Here is a 16,577-nt window from a genome sequence, read left to right as displayed (position 1 = left end):
CCTCCTAAAATTAAAATCCTCTTTTATGTCCTACACCCGCATGGCATGAAACGCATTTTAATGCACTATTATTATGGGGATCTAGTGTAGGATTTACTACATTGCTTACCATATCGCTATGGCAACGCACACAATTATTTTGCACCATATCTTTAGATTTTGGTGTTGCACTTAAGTTTGTTGGCAAAACATCTAGCTTAAATGTAAAAGCATAAGCATGTCCTAGCCCACTTTGTGCTTTTGCAACCCATTTCTCCACAAACTCATGGGGCAAGTGGCAATCATTACAAGTCGCTCTTGGCTTTCCTGCGATTTTTTGTGAGTGCGAACCTCTTTGGTAATCATTATATACTTCATTCATAATGTGGCAGTTATTACATGCTTCACTATCATTGCTAAAATAAGACATTCCTTTAGCATTATAAAAAGTATATAATCCAAAAATAACAACAATCACACACAAAACAATCAAAAGTATTGCCAAAAATGAAAGCGATTTTTTAGCTTCTCCACCTTCCAATTTGTGCTCCTTGTCAATTTTTTTGAATCCTTTTAAGATTCAATAGTGTGATTGTATGATTTTTAAAAAATAATTTCCTTGATTTAAGTCAAAAAGTAAATGATTGGCAAATAGTTTTGTTTGTAACTTATTTACTTTCTTGCTAGGAAATAGTTGTCCTATGCGACAACCTAAAGTTACCCTTGCCTCTATCCAAACAGCAAAACACTACGAGCAGTCTTATAGATTAACCAAAGATACACTACTATCATTGCAAGAGGCTATCAAACCTCGTAGTAGTCTAAGGAATTTGCCTTTATAATTATCTTTTTAGATTGCTTTCTCGCTTCGCTCCTCGCAATGACAAGTAGGAGGCTTCACAACAACACAAAATCAATCTTCATTCTTTTCTAAATCCTTTTCTTTCTCTTCACAAAAACACCTCTCCCCCTCCTCACTCCCCCGCGCACAAAAAGCTCCCTTTTTGGCTATTGGGGGAGAGCCTCGCCTTTTCTGCTTTTAGCAAAATGGTGGCGGTGGCACTTCTGCCACCTTTCCTCCACCATTTTACACCACAAAGCAGGGCGAGAGGGTTGCTAAGGTCTTGCATAAAGCCAAAGTTGCATTTGGTTTTTGGTTGCTCTTTTTAGATTGCTTTCTCGCTTCGCTCCTCACAATGACAAAAATAACAACTAAAACTATTGATTTTTGGGCGTATATTCAAATCTTGGCAAACCTAAATGATACCTAATTGCAATAAGCCTAGTTACAAACCCCACAAGCAAAGATCCTATAATAATCAAATCTTCATTCAGAGGAAAATAATTTTTACTAATAAATTCTAAAACAACATACAAGCTTCCAATCATCAAAGAAATGCTTGCATAAAGTTCTTTTTGGAAAACAAGCGGAATCCTCGCACAAAAAATATCTCTCAAAATCCCCCCAAACACCCCAGTAATCACAGCTCCCGCTACTGCCATCGCACCGCTTGGGTGAAACTCCAAACCAATCCTAGCACCTATAATGCTAAACACCGCTAATCCTAGTGCATCTAAAATCAAAAATGCTTTTTCAAATCTCTCTACCAAAAAAGGGATTCTAGTTGTTAGAAGTGCTGCGGCACATACGATTGCTAAATATTCTGGATGTGCTACCCAAGTAAGTGGATAATGCCCAAACAAAATATCCCTAATAGAACCCCCACCAATAGCCGTAACACAAGCAATAAAAATCACCCCAAACCAATCCATATTATGTCGCCCTGCTGCAAGTGCACCGCTCATTCCCTCTGCTGTAATCCCCAAAATATAAAGACTTGTAAGTAGCATCTAACCCCTAAACTCCCTATAAAGATACCCCAAATCCACCCCATTAATCTCTTTATCGTTATACATATATTCTAAATTTTTCGCTCCATCTTCTAGCTCTTTGCTTGAAATCCCATGCCTTATGGAGATTCTAGCCTCTAAAAATGCACTTAAATGATCGCAATACTTCAAAAACTCTCCATAAATAGCATCCTTCTCACTATTATCTTTTAAAAACTCCTCTCCTTTAGACACATAACATACTTCTCCATTCTCATCTTTATAGCGGTTTGAAAACTCATCTTGGATATAAAAGTAAATATCCTCTTCAATTTCTTTTGGCACTTTAGAAAAAATCTTCTCCCTTACTGCTTCTTCTTCTATCTTTTTTATAAAGCTATCTAGCCCCTCCACACTTCGCTTAATAGGAGAGATAATATCACGCGTCAAAATCTCTGGCAAATCATGAAAAAGCCCACACAAAAAGTGATTGATCTGCATTTTACGCCCTGCCCCTAAATCATATCCCAACAAAAATGCACTAAGCCCCACTACAAGCGTATGCCCTAGCACTGAAGTTTCTGGGATTCTTGGAGTTTGACTCCAACGCTTTTGGAATCTTAGCTGCCCAAACATACTCACAAGCTCTTTTAAATCTTTATAAAGCTTAATTTTCCTAATTCCCGCAAGATGATAATGCTCTTCTACTTGCTTATCAATGATGTCTTTGATATTTTGCACATCATACATTTTAGGATTAAAATGATAAATAATATCAAACTCCCATTTTGAAGCATAATAGTGTGCTGCACGCAATATCTCTTTTTCTAAATTATTCACCCCACCATAAAGATATTTTCTCATATCCTCATAAAAAGGAAAACTCTCCAAATCACTTTTTAGCTCACAACAAACAAAATCCACTAAAGCTTCATTGTGATTTTTCACAAGCTGATGAAACACAGGAGGCTTAATATCAGTTAAGATTATGCGTTCAAAAAATTCATAACAAAACTGCAAAATAAGGCGTTCAAAATCTACTTCCCTTTTATGCTCTATTGCTTCAAAATGTGCTAAAAGATAAGCAATAAAAATCTTATGGGCTTGTTTATCAAGCTCTACAAACTCCACAGGAGTAGCTTGATCGTTCCATCTTCTAATACTCGCTGCTGTGAAGATTTTTTGCAAAAGTGAATGGCTAAGTCGCGGTTTTTTCATATTTTCTCTACTTTAAGATTTTTTAAAATAGTCTTTGTTTTGATAGATTAAAAAGATAAGATAAGCTAGGCTAACACAAGCAATAATCACTTTTTCCCAAAAACTCAAAAACTATCCTTAAAAATTATTTTTGAAATTATAATATATTTTTTCAAAATACACGAAACACTAAAAACAATAAAATCCATTTTCTTAAAAGTTCTCATTAATTCACATATTAAAGAAAACTTACAAAAATTATTCAAATTTTAAAAAGATTTAATATCTATTTTATATTTTAAAAGCTATAATAGCAATTCGCTAAGTTTAGGCTAGCGGTAGGTTTAGTAGTCTGCTAATATCCATAAATAGCGACTTGATAGTTAGTTTCCTCCCACATACCCAATTATGGTTTATTCCCCAAAATAAAGCCATATCTAGCTATTAAGCCTATTAAACCTATAATTTACTTCTTTTAAAAATACTTTAGAAACTAAATTATTGTTTCAATAAAATTTCTCCATAGTTCATTTGTCTTTTTGAAAAATGCTAATGCAGTTAAAAATATATTATAAAATTTTATAAATTTTTAAATAGAAATATTCAAATGCGCGATAGTGCCATCTTCTCTTGTTTGTATTTCATCTTTTTCTTCTTGTGATTCTTCTTGTTTTTTATGTTCTTGCTCTTCTTGTTCCCCTTTAGAGCCCTTAGCATCTTCATCGGTTTTAAGAGTTTCCTCTGTGGGACGCACTTCTTGTATTCCATCTTGCTGTTCTTGCATAGCTTCTAAATTTACCATTGCAGCAAAATCAAGCTTCACTTGCGTATTAGCATGTTGTGTAGAACCCACTTGGGCATTTTGATTGATGTAAGTAACATTCCCAACAGGTGTCATCGCCATTTTATTCCTTTAAAACCCTTAAAGTCTGATAATTTGCATATACGACTTTTGCACCTTGTGTGATTTTTACAAATTTTCTTTTTGTATAATCCACCTCATAAACCCCGCTTCCGCTTTTTACAAAATCCACCAAAATCTTAGTAGCTTTTTGTAATATTATAGCAGGAATCTTACTTTTTCCGCTATGGATAATCAAATGTGAGCTTGGAACATCTCTAATATGCCCCCAAATATCCTCCGCCCTAGCCTCTTTTAAAAGCAAAATATTTTCTTTTTGATTTTTGCCAATGGATACCTTAAATCCCTCTATAAAAAAGCTTTCATAAGCTTTTGTTTCTTCTTTTTTATAATTCTCTTTATCTTTTTGCAAGTTAGAAGCAAGTATCTGCAAATCGCCTAAATTCTTCACTTTTTGAACCATTTGCGATAATTGTGTAAAAAAGTAAATTTTATCTTGCAAATTTTCTTTTTGAATATAAATATTTTGTGCTTTTTTGCTAAGTTTTTTTGAATTTTCAAAAAATATCTGTGCTGCGTTTGAAAGATTTTTTGCCTTTTTAGGTAATTGTATTAGCATTCCATCAAGCCTAATGCTCTCTCCTCTAAAATCTTCAAATTTATAAATATTTTCTAAAATTTTCTTTCCATATTCTAGTTGTATTTTAGCGTTTTTCTCTAACTCTTCTTTATCTTCTAAGCCTTGTAGAATCTCTTCTAAAGTCTGCATTTTTTTAGAAATTTTTTGAAGGACTTGGGAGATTTTTTGCTCTAAATTCTGATTTTGCAATTCTTTAAAATTCTCTTCTAAAATTTCTAAAATCCCGCGCCCTTCTTCTATAATCTTGGGTGCATTTTTAGGTTGTGGAAGCTCTAAGAGAATCTTACCTATTTTTACCTCTCTAAAAGATTGATAAGGGGCGATATGTCTTAGTGCATCTAAGACTATTTTTTGTGGATTGAGTAAAATTAGATTCGTATTTTTTCCTGTAAATTCTGCTTGTAAAATTACTTCTATTTTTTTATAAGCATTAGCACCTTGCAATCTTAATCTTAAAATCCGATTATCTCCATCTACACTTGCTTCTATAAGTTTTGCATTAAAACAATATTTTTGCAAACTATTATCAAAAGGAGCATTATATTGCTTAGGAGAGCTTAGATTTTCTTTTGTTGTGAAAATTGTACTTTTGGCTCTATTTAAATCCAAATAAAAAAGAAATTTCTCCATCTCTAGCTTAAAAAGATTATCCCCTACTCTCCTAATGCTTCTAAGTTTTAAAGGAAGATTTTTGTTTAAAAACTCCGCAAACTTCTTTAAATGAGCTAGATTCATACTAAACTTTCAAAGCTTTTGTGGCAAACTCTAAGGCTTCTTTAGTGATTTCTTTACCGCTAATCATACGCGCAATTTCTTCTATTCTTCCCTTTTTATCAAGCTCTATAATCTTAGAACCCTCTTTTTGTTTTTGCACTAAATAGTGCTTGTCTGCTAAACTTGGCATATGGGGTTGATGTGAAATTGCAAAGATTTGATAATTGTTAGAGAGCCTTTTTAAAATCTCTGCTACACCACTTGATTCTTCACCGCTTAAATTTGCATCCACCTCATCTAAAAGTATAATGGCTTCATTTTTGGCTTCTTTTCCTTTAGTGAGAAGCAGGGCTAGACGCAAACGATTAAACTCTCCTGAACTTAAATTTTTAATAGAAGTTTTATTGTGAAAGCTAAGATTACACATATCCTTTCCACTTTGCATAAAATCAACTTCTTGTAAATCCACACAAGCATTTGGCATTTTTAAAAGCTCTAAGGTTTGATTGAGAATTTTAGAAAATTTCTCTAAATATTTTAAACGCATAGAACTTAGCTCTTTTGCTTCTTTGTCTAACTCTTCTTGATTTTTTTTAAAACAATTTTGCGCTTCTTTTAAGAGATTATCAAGATTCTCATACTCTTGCAATTCTTTTTTCTTCTTATCCAGATATTCTAGCGCCTCTTCCACCCCTCCATATCTATGCTTTAATGCACTTAAAGCTTCGATTCTGTTTAATATCTCTTCAATATTGCTTTCTTCTAATTCTTCTAAATAATTTCCTTCTTGCTCACAAAGACTTTCAAGCTCATTAAAAGCATTCAAAATACTTTCGTTTTCTTTGTTGATAAGTGTTAAAAAACTAGCAATTTTATGACTTTGGGAGAGTATTTGCATCACTTCATTTAAACTTTGGGCTATCTTTTCTTTTTTTGAAATTTGCTTTTTAAGCTCTAAAAGCTCTTCATATTCCCCCTTTTTTGGAGATAACTCTTCTAGTTTTTTAATCTCAAAAGCCACAAATTCCTTTAGCTCATTTACTTTTAAGCTTTTTTCTTGAAGCTCTTTTAGCTGTGCTTTACTTGCTTGATATTTTAAAAAACTTTCTTCATATTTTTTAATCTGTTTTAAAAAGCCTTTCTCATAGCCCAAAATCATTCCATCTAAAGCTCTTAAAATATCTTCACTTTCTAAATCTCCTTTAGCTCCCAAATGCTTTAAAAAAGGCTCAAAAAGCTCTTGAATGCGTTTTTTGGGGATATTTTGCCCCCCTAAAAAATAACGCACCTTATCTTTTTTACTAAGCGTTAAGATAAGCTCTCCCTCATCCACTAATCCTATAAAATCTTCGCCAATCCCTTTAATACTCAAAGTCGCCTCTATAAGTTCAGCATTAGCCTCTTTTAGTCCAAAAAGCGCTAAAATACTTTGCATAAGCACAGATTTCCCAGCCCCACTTGCACCACTAATTACATTAAAATGTTTGCTTGGCTCAAAGCATTCTTCTTTAAAGCTAAGAGAGTTTTTGATTAAAATCTTATGGATGATAAGCTCTTGCATTACTCATAATCTCCCCAATGAAATTTTTCTTTTAAAATCTTAAAATAATTCCACTCTAAATTATGTATTAATTTTACACCATCTTTTAAAGCACGGATTTGCAACTTTTCTCCAAAATGTAAAGTTTTATTCTCCTGTCCATCAATAATAATATTACAATTCCCCTCTTCGCCCAAAGTTGCTTGCACGCTAAATTCTCCTGGCAATATTAAAGGACGCTGTGTCAAAGAATGCGCACAAATAGGGGTTAAAAGCAAGTTATAAGAAAAAGGATACACCACTGCTCCCCCTGCACTAATATTATAAGCTGTTGAACCCGTAGGAGTAGCAATAATCAAACCATCTCCATAATAAGAATTAAAATATTCTTCATCTATATAAGCTTTAATATGTATCATAGAAGAGTTGGACAAACGGCTCACTAAAATATCATTGAGTGCAAAAAAGCTTTTGGTGTATTCTCCATTTTTGCCTATAATTTTACCTTCTAACATCATATGGTTAGCAATATGATATTCTCCTTTTCTTAAATGAGGCAAAAAAGCCTCTACTTCATGTTTTTGCAAATCCGTTAAAAAGCCAAGATTCCCCATATTAATCCCCAAAATTGGCTTCCCAAAAGAAAAAGAGCGTCTAGCAGTAGATATAAGTGTGCCATCTCCCCCGATAGAAACTAAAATATCACATTCTTTTGACATTTCTTTAAAATTCACTCCATGCATACCTATCATGCCTGCACTTAAAGAATCCAAAACCACTTCAAAACCAAACTTTTTAGCCAAGCTTTGAAATTCTAAAAAATACCCTTTAAGCTCTGGAGTAGATGGGCGAAGACACACTCCTAAAATACGATTTTCTTTCATTTTTTAATTGACAAAATATGCCTTAATGCTATAACCGCGTTTATCTTCCACTTGGATACTAGGACCCTCAAATACAGTCGCATTGGGAAGCTTTTTGTTAATCTCTCTTATAGCTTCTCTTGCTCTAAAACTCGCTAAACCCTCTTGTTTTAGTTCAGGCGAACTTCCAGCATAAGGCTTAGTATCCACAAAACCTTGCACTTCAAAAGCCACTACACGATTATCACTTTCTAGCTCATTGCCTACTTTTGTAGCGATAGAGAGCAAACAACCCTTTGGAATATCCCATTTACCAACTTCCATAGAATAGCATTCTACAATAATTTGTTTTTTAGGTTTGATAGAATAGCGTAAATTGTTTGCAAGAGCATTTTGATCTTTTTTCATCTGCTCTACCGATTCTCCTAAACCTTTAACAGAAGAAGAAAGCTTTAAAAGATCTTGCTCTTTTTGTCTTAATGCAACTTGCAATCTCTTAATTTCCTCATCTTTAGCTTCCATACTTAAAGAAGATGTAGCGGTTGTGCTTTGTTGCACTCCAAAAGCATTTTGCAAATTCTCTAGCATATTTTTGCCATAAGGTTGGCTTAGCACATAATACACTAGCCCAAACACAGCCAAAATAATTACTACCAAAACTAGCAAAATTACACCAAAATTCTTTTTGGGTTCTTTTTCAAAAGATACTTCAATTTCTTCTTGTGCCATTCTCTTCTCCTTTTTTAAAATTTAAGCCACTCTTTTAAAGTTGGTTTTAATATTCTCATAGGCTTCTTTGATAATCCTAAATTTCTCTGCATAACCCTCTATAATCTTTTTATCTTGCCCATAAACATTATCAGGATGATAGATTTTAGCCAGTTCAATATAGCGACTTTTTACCTGCTCAAAATCATCATTATACCCACAACCCAAAATTTTATAGCTTTTTTTAAGAGCTTTCTCCTCTTTGGTTAAATAATTTTCAAAGCATTCAAATGTGTTGTAGGTTTTAAAGGTTTCATAATCAAAATCCAAAACCACATTATGCACTATTTTTTGTGAAAGTGCTTCAATAAGTTTTTCCCAAAAAATAGGCTTACTTGAATCTAAAAAAACTTCCTGCTTTGTATAAGAGAGAACAAACTCTCTAAATTTAGAAGTAAGATAACGCCTAGCAAGACGATTGGGGCGATCAAGCTTTAAGCAAACCTGTGCATGCTCAAAAGAAGTATGCACCATTTGCAAAGAAATTTCTACAAATTCTAAAATTGCTTGATTTTCTACCATTTTAATACGAATAGGAAGATAACTATTATCAATAATTGTATTAAAATCATCGCTTTTATTCTTATCACTCTCTTGCATAGCTACATGATAAGCCCAATTTAAAAAATAGTCCTTTTTATAACGCTCCCCATCATCTAAAATCAAAACAGAACTTGAAAGTCTATAAGCTTTTGAAAAATGCTTATATGCAAAATTAATAGCACGCTTTAAAAATTGTGATTCTTTTTCAATGCTTATTTGAATATAAGGCTCTAAGAGCTCTACTTTCATTATTTAGGTTCCTTCCTTTAAACTTTATGACAACTTTAGTTTCTTAAGCAATTAGAGTTCCACTCTTGTTTTTAGCTCTTTTAAATATTTTGCTTATTGTATCGCGTTCTTCTTTAGATTTTTGTATATTAGCAAAAATTTTCTCACTTATCAAATCTATATTTTGCCCAAAAATCTCAAAATACTTTAAATGTGCTTTTTTTAAGAGATTCATAGGGCCAAAAAGCATAGGAGAAATTTGCTCATAATTTATACCCTCATTTAAATAATCTCTAATGTTTTCTAAAGTAGGAGTAAAGGTTGGAAACTCTAAAGGATTGCTTTTGTGCTTTTTAATAGCTTCTTTAATCTTCAAATCTAGCTTTTCTATGCTTCCTGTTATGGCTTGTTTGTAGGATAATTGTAGCAAAATTGCAATTCCATTTAATTCTTTTTTAAAAGAACATAGTCCTTCTAGCTCTTTTTGTTGCATTTTGCAAATCTCCTCAGTTGAAGCAAAACCACTAAGCATTGCATAAAATTTTATTGCTCTATCCTCTAAAAGAGTGAAATTCTCCACAAATTGCCTCATTTTAGCACTAAGACTTCTTATTCTTTTTAAATAAGAGCTATTTTCTCCAAAAAATTCAATGCTTAAAGTTTCTTTTTGTAAAATCCAAACTTCCTTTTCTTGTTTTTGTTTTAAAAGCCCTCCCCATTTATCTTGCGAAATTTCTATTTTTTGCCTTACTAGTTTAGAAAAAATCTTTTGTGAAATTTCTTCTAAAAGAGAATCTAACTCCCCATAAAAAGCATTGAACTCCTTTTGCTGGTGCAAATAAAATACTTTCAACTCATTCTTATTTTCTTCTAAAAACTCTAAAATTCTTCTCTTTAATTGAAGAGTTTTTTTGTTTTTTGTGTGGATTTCACACTCCATAGATAAAAGCTTAAAACGCAAATTTCGCAAGATTCTATATTCTTTAGCAACCTTAGCTTGGGGACTAATGACTTCTTTTAAAAAATCATGCACTTTTAAAAAATTTGATTCTTCTAAAAGTTCTTTATTAGATTCTTTAAAACCTTTTAGGGCATTTTTAGCAGAAACAGGCAAAATTGTAGCAAAGATTCCATTAAATGCCTTTTTAGCATATTCTAAGCTTAAAAGCACCTCTTTTTCTTCTAAGCGATCTTTTTGATTTAAAACACACAAGCTTTTATGTGCATAATTTTGCATATATTTTTCTAGCAATTCTTTTTCACTTTTCTTTCCAGCATTGTCAATCAAAGTTAGCCAAATAATACCATCCACTTTTTGTAAAATATTTGTCGTAACCTCCGTATCCTCTTGATTTTGTGAATTAAATCCGGGAGTATCCATAAAGGTAATTTCCTTTAAAAGCGGATTATTTAAATACAAACAAAAATGACTAATTTGCTTTGTAGCTTCTCTATTTAGCTTTTGTAGATACTCCACATCTCTTAAAACTCTTGTATTGTCTTTATAACAAATCTCTAAAACTCTCTCTTTTCCATAGAGAATTTTACACACTTTAGAAGTTATAGGAGTAATTCCAGTAGGTAAAAGTTCTTCTTTTAAAATCGCATTTAAAAAGCTACTTTTTCCACTAGAAAATTGCCCAACAATTGCAATTTCCAAAGGTGTATCAATCTCTTTAATAAGTTTATTAAAAAATTCATTTAAAGCACTACAAAGCGGCAAGGAATTTTCACTTTCTATTAAAAATTGTTCTAATTTACTTTTCTTTTTATTCTCTTCTAAAATCGCATTATATTCTTGAATATATCTAAAAATCATACACAGCCCCCAAGCATTTTTAATTCTTCTAAAATATCCATACTCTTTTGAACGCTCTCTAGCTTACCCAAAAGCTCTTCTTGTTTTTTATATTTTTCTTGCTTGCTTTGTTCTTTTAATGCTTGATTTAAAATTTTTTCTTCTTGCATAATTTGTGCTTCTAGCTCTTTAAACAATTCTTCTTTTGCTTCTGTAAAATTCTTTATAAGCTCTTTTTTAATCGCTTCACTTTTTACAAAAAGTTCTTCTTTAAAAGTCTGCATACCCTCACTAAAACTTTGCATAATAGCCTTTTGCAATTCTTTTGCTCCAATTTGCTTTAAAACTTCTTTGCTTATCTTGCTATAAACGCTATAAATAGCCTCCAAATTGTTTGCAAAATGATAAGCTCTTGTTTTTAGCTTTAATTTCTCCAAAGGACTACTAATTTGTAAAATTTTCTGCTCTAGTTTTTGGTAAAATTCTCTTAAAATATCTATTAAAAAATCCTTTAAACCTTGCAAAATCTTTTCTTTTAAAAATTCCTTATTGATTGTTTTACCCTTATGATAAACAATCTCATCACAAACTCTTTTAACAAGAATCTCTTGTGCTTCTAATAATTTTAATTCTAAAAATTTTTCTTGTGTTAAAAGATAATTTTCTAATTCTATTTTTGCATTTTCAATTTGTATCTTATAATCTTGAAGCTCCTTTTGCAAATCTGCCTTTTTATTTTGCAATTTTTGAATAAACTCCAAAATCTTCTCCTCGCTACTAAAAAGCATTTTTTCTTGCAATTCCAATCCGCTTTCTATTTGCTTTGCAACTTTTAACATAGCATTGCTTGAGAGATAAATAATATCTTTAGACTTTAGAGAATTTTCCCCAAATAAAATATCCTCTAAATATTGCTCCACCTCTTTCATATTTGCTTCTTTTAGCCCTAATTCCTTTGCTTTATTTGGATTTGTCGCATAAAGCAATGCAGGATAACTCGCCACCCCTACAAACGCAATGCGTTTTAATAACTCTTCCTTATTTTTGGCTATTTTACTCCTTAGAGTGCTTTTGGTATATTCTAAAACCTCCTGAAATTCCTCTTCTTTAACCAAATCTATATGTGTTAAAACCACCAAAATTCTAGCAAGATTCCCATATTCTAATGCTTCTAATAAAAAATCCATATCCACTTGCGTAGCACTTTGAGAAACATTCATCACATGGATTAACAAATCACAACGCTCTAAATATTGCTTTGTGATTTGTTCTCTTTGAAGCATAGGATCATCAAGCCCTGGAGTATCCACAATCTCCACATCGTTTTTCAAAAATTCTACAGGCAAAAAAATCTCATTATATTTTGCTAAAGTTGCAAGCTTAGAATCTGCATTTGCAGAAGTGTAGCTTCTTAAATCACTTAGCAATATTTCTAAGCTTCTTCCTTCTTTTGTGATTTTGTCTTTACTTTCTTTTTCTAATTTTTCTATAATCTCCTCTTCTAAAAAGCTTTGCATAATCTCCCATTCTTGCATATTCCAAAAATGCACTCTTGCTCTTTCTTCCCCATATTTTAAAATCGTCAAACTCGCAGTTTCTGGAATACTAGAACTCCCTAAAACTTCCCTTTTAAATAATGCATTTAAAAATGTGCTTTTCCCCGCACTTAAAACTCCACTTACTCCTATGGAAAATTTTTGCTCCCTAGCATTGTTTAAAATCTTTTGCAAACAAGATTTTAATTCTTGGCTTTCTTCTTGATTATTCTCTAAAGCCACTAAATTATTTGCTTCTTTGCTTAAAACTTCCAAAGAATTACTAAAAAAATTCGCTAAAAACGCATCGTTAAAATAGGACATTTCTCTTTTGCCAATTTTTACTTTTGTGCTTAAAATCTCTTCTATTTGTTTCTTTAGGGTTAAAAATTCTTCTTCTTTTAAAATATCCGCTTGTTGCAGTTTATAAAGCTTTTCTATTGTTTCATTAAGAGTTTTTTTACCCTCTTGATTGCCTTTTTCTAAATCTTCTTTAAAGCTTTCTAAAATTTGTTTGCTTGTTTGTAAAATCACATCAAAACTTAATAAAATACCAAGTTCTTTACAAACCTCTTTTAAAATCTCTGTCTTTCCACTTATAGAAAAATTTGAAGATTGCACGCTTAAAAGCAATGCTAAAATATCACTATTTATTTGCATATTCACCCCAACTTTACTAAAAATTTTCTAAAATACCAAAATAAAAAAGCACTCAATAAAAGCACTCCACTCATAAAGATACAAAGCACTTCCCACCCCAAAGCATAAAGGGAGCTTGGCATGGTTGCTCCTATCGTCCCGCCTGTGTAATAAAAAGCAAGATATAAGCCATTTGTGATTCCCTTTTTCTCTTGCGAGAAAGAATTAACAAGTGTAGATAAAAGAGAATGACAAATAAACATTCCTACACAAATTACAAACACAGAAAAAAACGTCCACCAAAAAGAAGGGACAAGCATCAAAAGAGGCGCAGAAGCAAAAACTAAGAATCCAAAAATAATCGCCTTTACATCTCCTCCAAAAAACTTAGAAATTTTAGGAGAAAGCAAAGCAGCTACAATACCTATCATATACCCTAAGTATAGAAAGCCAATCTCGGCTGTGGTTGTATTTTGCACTATTTTTTTAATCTCAAAAGGTAAAAAATTCAAAACTCCATGAAAACAAAAAAGCACAACAAAAGCTCCAAAAAACAACAAGCGATAATGCGGTTTAGCAAAAAGTTCTAAAATATCTTTGGGTTTAATTTTGTTTGCTTGCATTTTGGCATCGCTTTTTGGCATTTTATAAGCTCCAAATGCCACTAAAAGTGTGCTAACTCCAAGTAAAAAGAAAGTGATTTGCCATGAGGTTAAAGTAATCAAAAATCCTCCCACAACCCTTGAAAAAACTCCTCCAAAAACCGTTGAAGCCACATAGATATTCACATATTTTTTACCTCCCCCTTCTCTTGTTAATGTAGTGAGTGTAGAAGTAAGTGCTGCGGGTATCACCAAAGCTTCTAAAAAACGCACAAACAAAAAACTCTCAAAACTTTGTGTAAAAGCAATCAAGCATTGCAAAATACCAACAATCCCTAAAGAAATAAATAAAATCTTTCTTACTTCAAATTTTTCTAACCAATATCCATAAAAAATAGGAGCAATTGCTAAAAAAAATAATACCACTGAAGTAAATAAAGTAACTTCTGTTACTGAAATTCCAAATTCTTTGACAAAAAGAGGTTGTGCAGGTTGTGTGATATAAAGACTAGAAATTGTTAGCATAGAGCTTAACATAACAATCCACAGAGTATAACGCTTCATTTCTCACCTAGTTTTTATTTTTTCTTTGCATTGTAATATTTTTAAGGTGAATAATCTTTTAAAAGTAAAAATTTTATTGTATTTTTAACCCCCTCTCTTTTTTAGTTTAAAAATTACCCACCAAAGAAATCCAAACGCTTCTTCCCTCCTCTATTCTATTGAAGCGACTTTCATATTCTCCATTGCTATTAATCACATAATCTTTTGTAAAATCTTTATCCAATAAATTATTCACAACAAAATTAAGCTGCCAATCTTTATTAATCGCATAACTACTCCCAACACTCATCAAAAAAACATCCTTATAGTATTCTTGATAGCTTTCCCCCCTATATCTTTTCCCTTGCCATTGCGCTTTTACAAAAGGAGTAAAATCACTAATTTTATAAGAAGTTTTAAAAATAACATTATGTTTTAAGGAATCTTCTTCAGGCTTACCTATTAAACTTTGTGTATCACTTTTTTTAATCTCACTATCAAGATAAGTATAAGAAAAATCTAAATTTAAATTTTTATAAGGAGTAATTCCTGCAGCAAACTCTACACCCATATAACGCACTTCTCCATGATTTACACTTTGAGAACAACCAAAAGCAGAATCACAAATCCCAACTCCTGGAACATTATCATTTTGATTAAAACTTCTTGATGAAATTTTATCTTTAAAATCTGTCAAAAATCCCGTAACACTCACATAATACATATCTGCATTATGAATGGCTGAAAGCTCATAATTAATTGATGTTTCTTCTTTTAAGTTTGGATTCCCATAAAGAGGCATTTTGCCTTGCTTACCATAGTTATAGGCACCTGGGATCAATAAATTTGCATAAGGAGCTTTAAAGCCTGTAGAAACACCTCCTTTTAGCGTTAGAGTATCTGTTGGATTATAGACTAAATAAGCCCTAGGAGAGAGATTATCCCCAAAAGTTTCATGATAGTTATATCTTGCACCCAGTGTTAAATTTAAATTTTCCAATAAAGTAATTTCATCTTCTGCATAAAGTCCTAAAATATATTGATCAAATTTTGTAGGATTTGCGATTTTATCTCTCATTTTTTCTAAGCGATACTCCCCACCAAAACTCAACATATTTTTTTCTCCAAGTGGCATTACTGCTCTTGAATCTAGTATAAAATCTTCTGCTTTTATATCTCTATTTTCCCCAAGATGAGGCTGTGTAGCCACTCCAACAACTTCTCTTCCATCATTTGTAACGCGATTGTATTGAATACTAGAATCCAAAACAAAATTTTGATAAGTTCCTTGATGTGCTAAATAAGTAATCAACTTATCTGTTTTCATCGTATCTGTATAACCCCCACTTAATCCACCTCCCTTACTAGGAGTTGTAAGAGTTCCTATTTGACCATTTTTATTATTGTAAATGCCTTGCGAATAGTCAAAATCATAAATCAAAGTATTAGAATCATCTATAAGATAGGTTAATCTAGCACCAAAATTATGATTATTGGCTCTTGTAGGGCCTACTCCATAGCTTGCTTGATGCGAGATTCCATCTGGAGTGTTGTATCTTATATCTGAACCCTCTCTATAAAACTCCCTTGCCCTAAGTGTTAAACCAAGTTTATCCTTAATAAGTGGTCCGCTACTATAAATGCTAACTCCATAGGTATTACCCCATTTAGAATTTGTTTGAAACATACTTTCTGTTTGTATGCTTGTCCCCCATTTCTCTCCTACTTTTTTAGTAATAATATTTACCACACCCCCCAAAGCTTCTGAACCATATAAAGTAGACATAGGACCTTTGATAACTTCTATCCTTTCAATAGCAGAAATAGGTGGCAAAAAAGAATTTTGAAAAGCACTAAATCCATTAGGACCTACTTCGCCCCCAACACTCTGCCTTTTTCCATCAATTAATATTAGAGTATAGCCCTCAATTCCACGCATAGTAATATTATAAGCACCTGTTTTACCCTTACTAGCAAATAAATCAACCCCCGGAATATCCGCAATCGCTTCTGCAACATCCCTATAAGGTTTAGATTGTAAATCTTCTTTTTTGATAATAGAAATACTAGCGGGTGCTTCTTTAATATCTTGAGAAAACCCTGAAGCACTCACAACAGAAGTGCCTAATGTATAAACCTCATTTGCCACAAGAGAACTCCCTCCTGTTGTAGCCATAAAAACACATAAACCTTTTAAAATTTTACGCATATAGTTCCTTATAAAAATAAAAATGATTATTAATATAATTTATTAGAACTTAATAAAAAATAAAAACCATTATCAAAATATAAAATT

At 32.1% G+C, this 16,577-nt stretch carries 14 protein-coding genes; 1 reads left to right on the top strand and 13 read right to left on the bottom strand.

Annotated elements, in window-relative coordinates; all coding sequences use genetic code 11:
• Window positions 1–10 precede the first annotated feature (10 nt).
• Entirely contained in the window at window positions 11–520 is a 510-nt protein-coding gene (nrfH, locus tag EBF09_RS01970) for a cytochrome c nitrite reductase small subunit (RefSeq protein ID WP_121763469.1), read from the bottom strand.
• 160 nt (window positions 521–680) lie between these two features.
• Between nrfH and EBF09_RS09045 the strand changes: the two genes are divergently transcribed.
• Entirely contained in the window at window positions 681–821 is a 141-nt protein-coding gene (locus EBF09_RS09045) for a hypothetical protein (RefSeq protein WP_157978155.1), read from the top strand.
• A 376-nt stretch (window positions 822–1,197) separates the two neighbouring features.
• Here the strand turns inward: EBF09_RS09045 and EBF09_RS01965 are convergent, their stop codons facing one another.
• The 12 genes from EBF09_RS01965 to cfrA form a co-directional block, all read right to left on the bottom strand.
• Window positions 1,198–1,830 carry a trimeric intracellular cation channel family protein gene (locus EBF09_RS01965; RefSeq protein ID WP_121763468.1) on the bottom strand — a complete coding sequence of 211 codons (633 nt, stop codon included), beginning with the start codon at window positions 1,828–1,830 and terminating at the stop codon, window positions 1,198–1,200.
• Window positions 1,831–3,027: an HD domain-containing protein gene (locus EBF09_RS01960; protein WP_121763467.1), complete on the bottom strand. Its 1,197-nt coding sequence runs from the start codon at window positions 3,025–3,027 to the stop codon at window positions 1,831–1,833.
• Between the two features lie 568 nt (window positions 3,028–3,595).
• Window positions 3,596–3,910 carry a hypothetical protein gene (locus EBF09_RS01955; protein WP_121763466.1) on the bottom strand — a complete coding sequence of 105 codons (315 nt, stop codon included), beginning with the start codon at window positions 3,908–3,910 and terminating at the stop codon, window positions 3,596–3,598.
• Between the two features lies 1 nt (window position 3,911).
• The gene (locus EBF09_RS01950; RefSeq protein ID WP_121763465.1) at window positions 3,912–5,243 is read right to left on the bottom strand and encodes an NFACT family protein; all 1,332 of its coding nucleotides are present in this window, start codon (window positions 5,241–5,243) and stop codon (window positions 3,912–3,914) included.
• 1 nt (window position 5,244) lies between these two features.
• Window positions 5,245–6,783 carry a DNA repair protein RecN gene (locus EBF09_RS01945; RefSeq protein ID WP_121763464.1) on the bottom strand — a complete coding sequence of 513 codons (1,539 nt, stop codon included), beginning with the start codon at window positions 6,781–6,783 and terminating at the stop codon, window positions 5,245–5,247.
• A complete protein-coding gene (locus EBF09_RS01940) occupies window positions 6,783–7,646 on the bottom strand; it encodes an NAD(+)/NADH kinase (protein ID WP_121763463.1) in 864 nt (287 codons plus the stop codon). Before EBF09_RS01940 ends, EBF09_RS01945 begins: the two co-directional genes overlap by 1 nt.
• A 3-nt stretch (window positions 7,647–7,649) precedes the next feature.
• Window positions 7,650–8,354, bottom strand: coding sequence for a hypothetical protein (locus EBF09_RS01935; protein WP_121763462.1), 705 nt, complete (start codon window positions 8,352–8,354; stop codon window positions 7,650–7,652).
• A gap of 21 nt (window positions 8,355–8,375) precedes the next feature.
• On the bottom strand, window positions 8,376–9,185 hold the full coding sequence (locus EBF09_RS01930) for a J domain-containing protein (RefSeq protein WP_121763461.1): 810 nt from the start codon (window positions 9,183–9,185) through the stop codon (window positions 8,376–8,378).
• A gap of 43 nt (window positions 9,186–9,228) precedes the next feature.
• Complete coding sequence (locus EBF09_RS01925) at window positions 9,229–10,983, bottom strand: dynamin family protein (RefSeq protein WP_121763460.1); 1,755 nt, start codon at window positions 10,981–10,983, stop codon at window positions 9,229–9,231.
• Window positions 10,980–13,157 carry a dynamin family protein gene (locus tag EBF09_RS01920; RefSeq protein ID WP_121763459.1) on the bottom strand — a complete coding sequence of 726 codons (2,178 nt, stop codon included), beginning with the start codon at window positions 13,155–13,157 and terminating at the stop codon, window positions 10,980–10,982. The genes EBF09_RS01925 and EBF09_RS01920 overlap by 4 nt, the downstream gene beginning before the upstream one ends.
• A 2-nt stretch (window positions 13,158–13,159) precedes the next feature.
• A complete protein-coding gene (locus EBF09_RS01915) occupies window positions 13,160–14,302 on the bottom strand; it encodes an MFS transporter (RefSeq protein ID WP_121763458.1) in 1,143 nt (380 codons plus the stop codon).
• Between the two features lie 106 nt (window positions 14,303–14,408).
• Entirely contained in the window at window positions 14,409–16,490 is a 2,082-nt protein-coding gene (cfrA, locus tag EBF09_RS01910; RefSeq protein ID WP_121763457.1) for a TonB-dependent ferric enterobactin receptor CfrA, read from the bottom strand.
• Window positions 16,491–16,577: the final 87 nt, after the last annotated feature.

It is taken from the genome of Helicobacter burdigaliensis, assembly GCF_003670295.1.
Classification (GTDB): Bacteria; Campylobacterota; Campylobacteria; order Campylobacterales; family Helicobacteraceae; genus Helicobacter_D; species Helicobacter_D burdigaliensis.
Note: the sequence above shows the minus strand (reverse complement) of the source record. Positions and strands in the feature narration are given on the sequence as shown.

Bases quoted from the DNA above. Each gene is read 5' to 3' on its own strand.
- EBF09_RS09045 (WP_157978155.1), top strand. From the start codon at position 681: ATGCGACAACCTAAAGTTACCCTTGCCTCTATCCAAACAGCAAAACAC.
- EBF09_RS01930 (WP_121763461.1), bottom strand. From the start codon at position 9,185: ATGAAAGTAGAGCTCTTAGAGCCTTATATTCAAATAAGCATTGAAAAA.
- EBF09_RS01935 (WP_121763462.1), bottom strand. From the start codon at position 8,354: ATGGCACAAGAAGAAATTGAAGTATCTTTTGAAAAAGAACCCAAAAAG.
- EBF09_RS01955 (WP_121763466.1), bottom strand. From the start codon at position 3,910: ATGGCGATGACACCTGTTGGGAATGTTACTTACATCAATCAAAATGCC.
- EBF09_RS01945 (WP_121763464.1), bottom strand. From the start codon at position 6,783: ATGCAAGAGCTTATCATCCATAAGATTTTAATCAAAAACTCTCTTAGC.
- cfrA (WP_121763457.1), bottom strand. From the start codon at position 16,490: ATGCGTAAAATTTTAAAAGGTTTATGTGTTTTTATGGCTACAACAGGA.
- EBF09_RS01925 (WP_121763460.1), bottom strand. From the start codon at position 10,983: ATGATTTTTAGATATATTCAAGAATATAATGCGATTTTAGAAGAGAAT.
- EBF09_RS01915 (WP_121763458.1), bottom strand. From the start codon at position 14,302: ATGAAGCGTTATACTCTGTGGATTGTTATGTTAAGCTCTATGCTAACA.
- EBF09_RS01960 (WP_121763467.1), bottom strand. From the start codon at position 3,027: ATGAAAAAACCGCGACTTAGCCATTCACTTTTGCAAAAAATCTTCACA.
- EBF09_RS01965 (WP_121763468.1), bottom strand. From the start codon at position 1,830: ATGCTACTTACAAGTCTTTATATTTTGGGGATTACAGCAGAGGGAATG.
- EBF09_RS01920 (WP_121763459.1), bottom strand. From the start codon at position 13,157: ATGCAAATAAATAGTGATATTTTAGCATTGCTTTTAAGCGTGCAATCT.
- EBF09_RS01940 (WP_121763463.1), bottom strand. From the start codon at position 7,646: ATGAAAGAAAATCGTATTTTAGGAGTGTGTCTTCGCCCATCTACTCCA.
- EBF09_RS01950 (WP_121763465.1), bottom strand. From the start codon at position 5,243: ATGAATCTAGCTCATTTAAAGAAGTTTGCGGAGTTTTTAAACAAAAAT.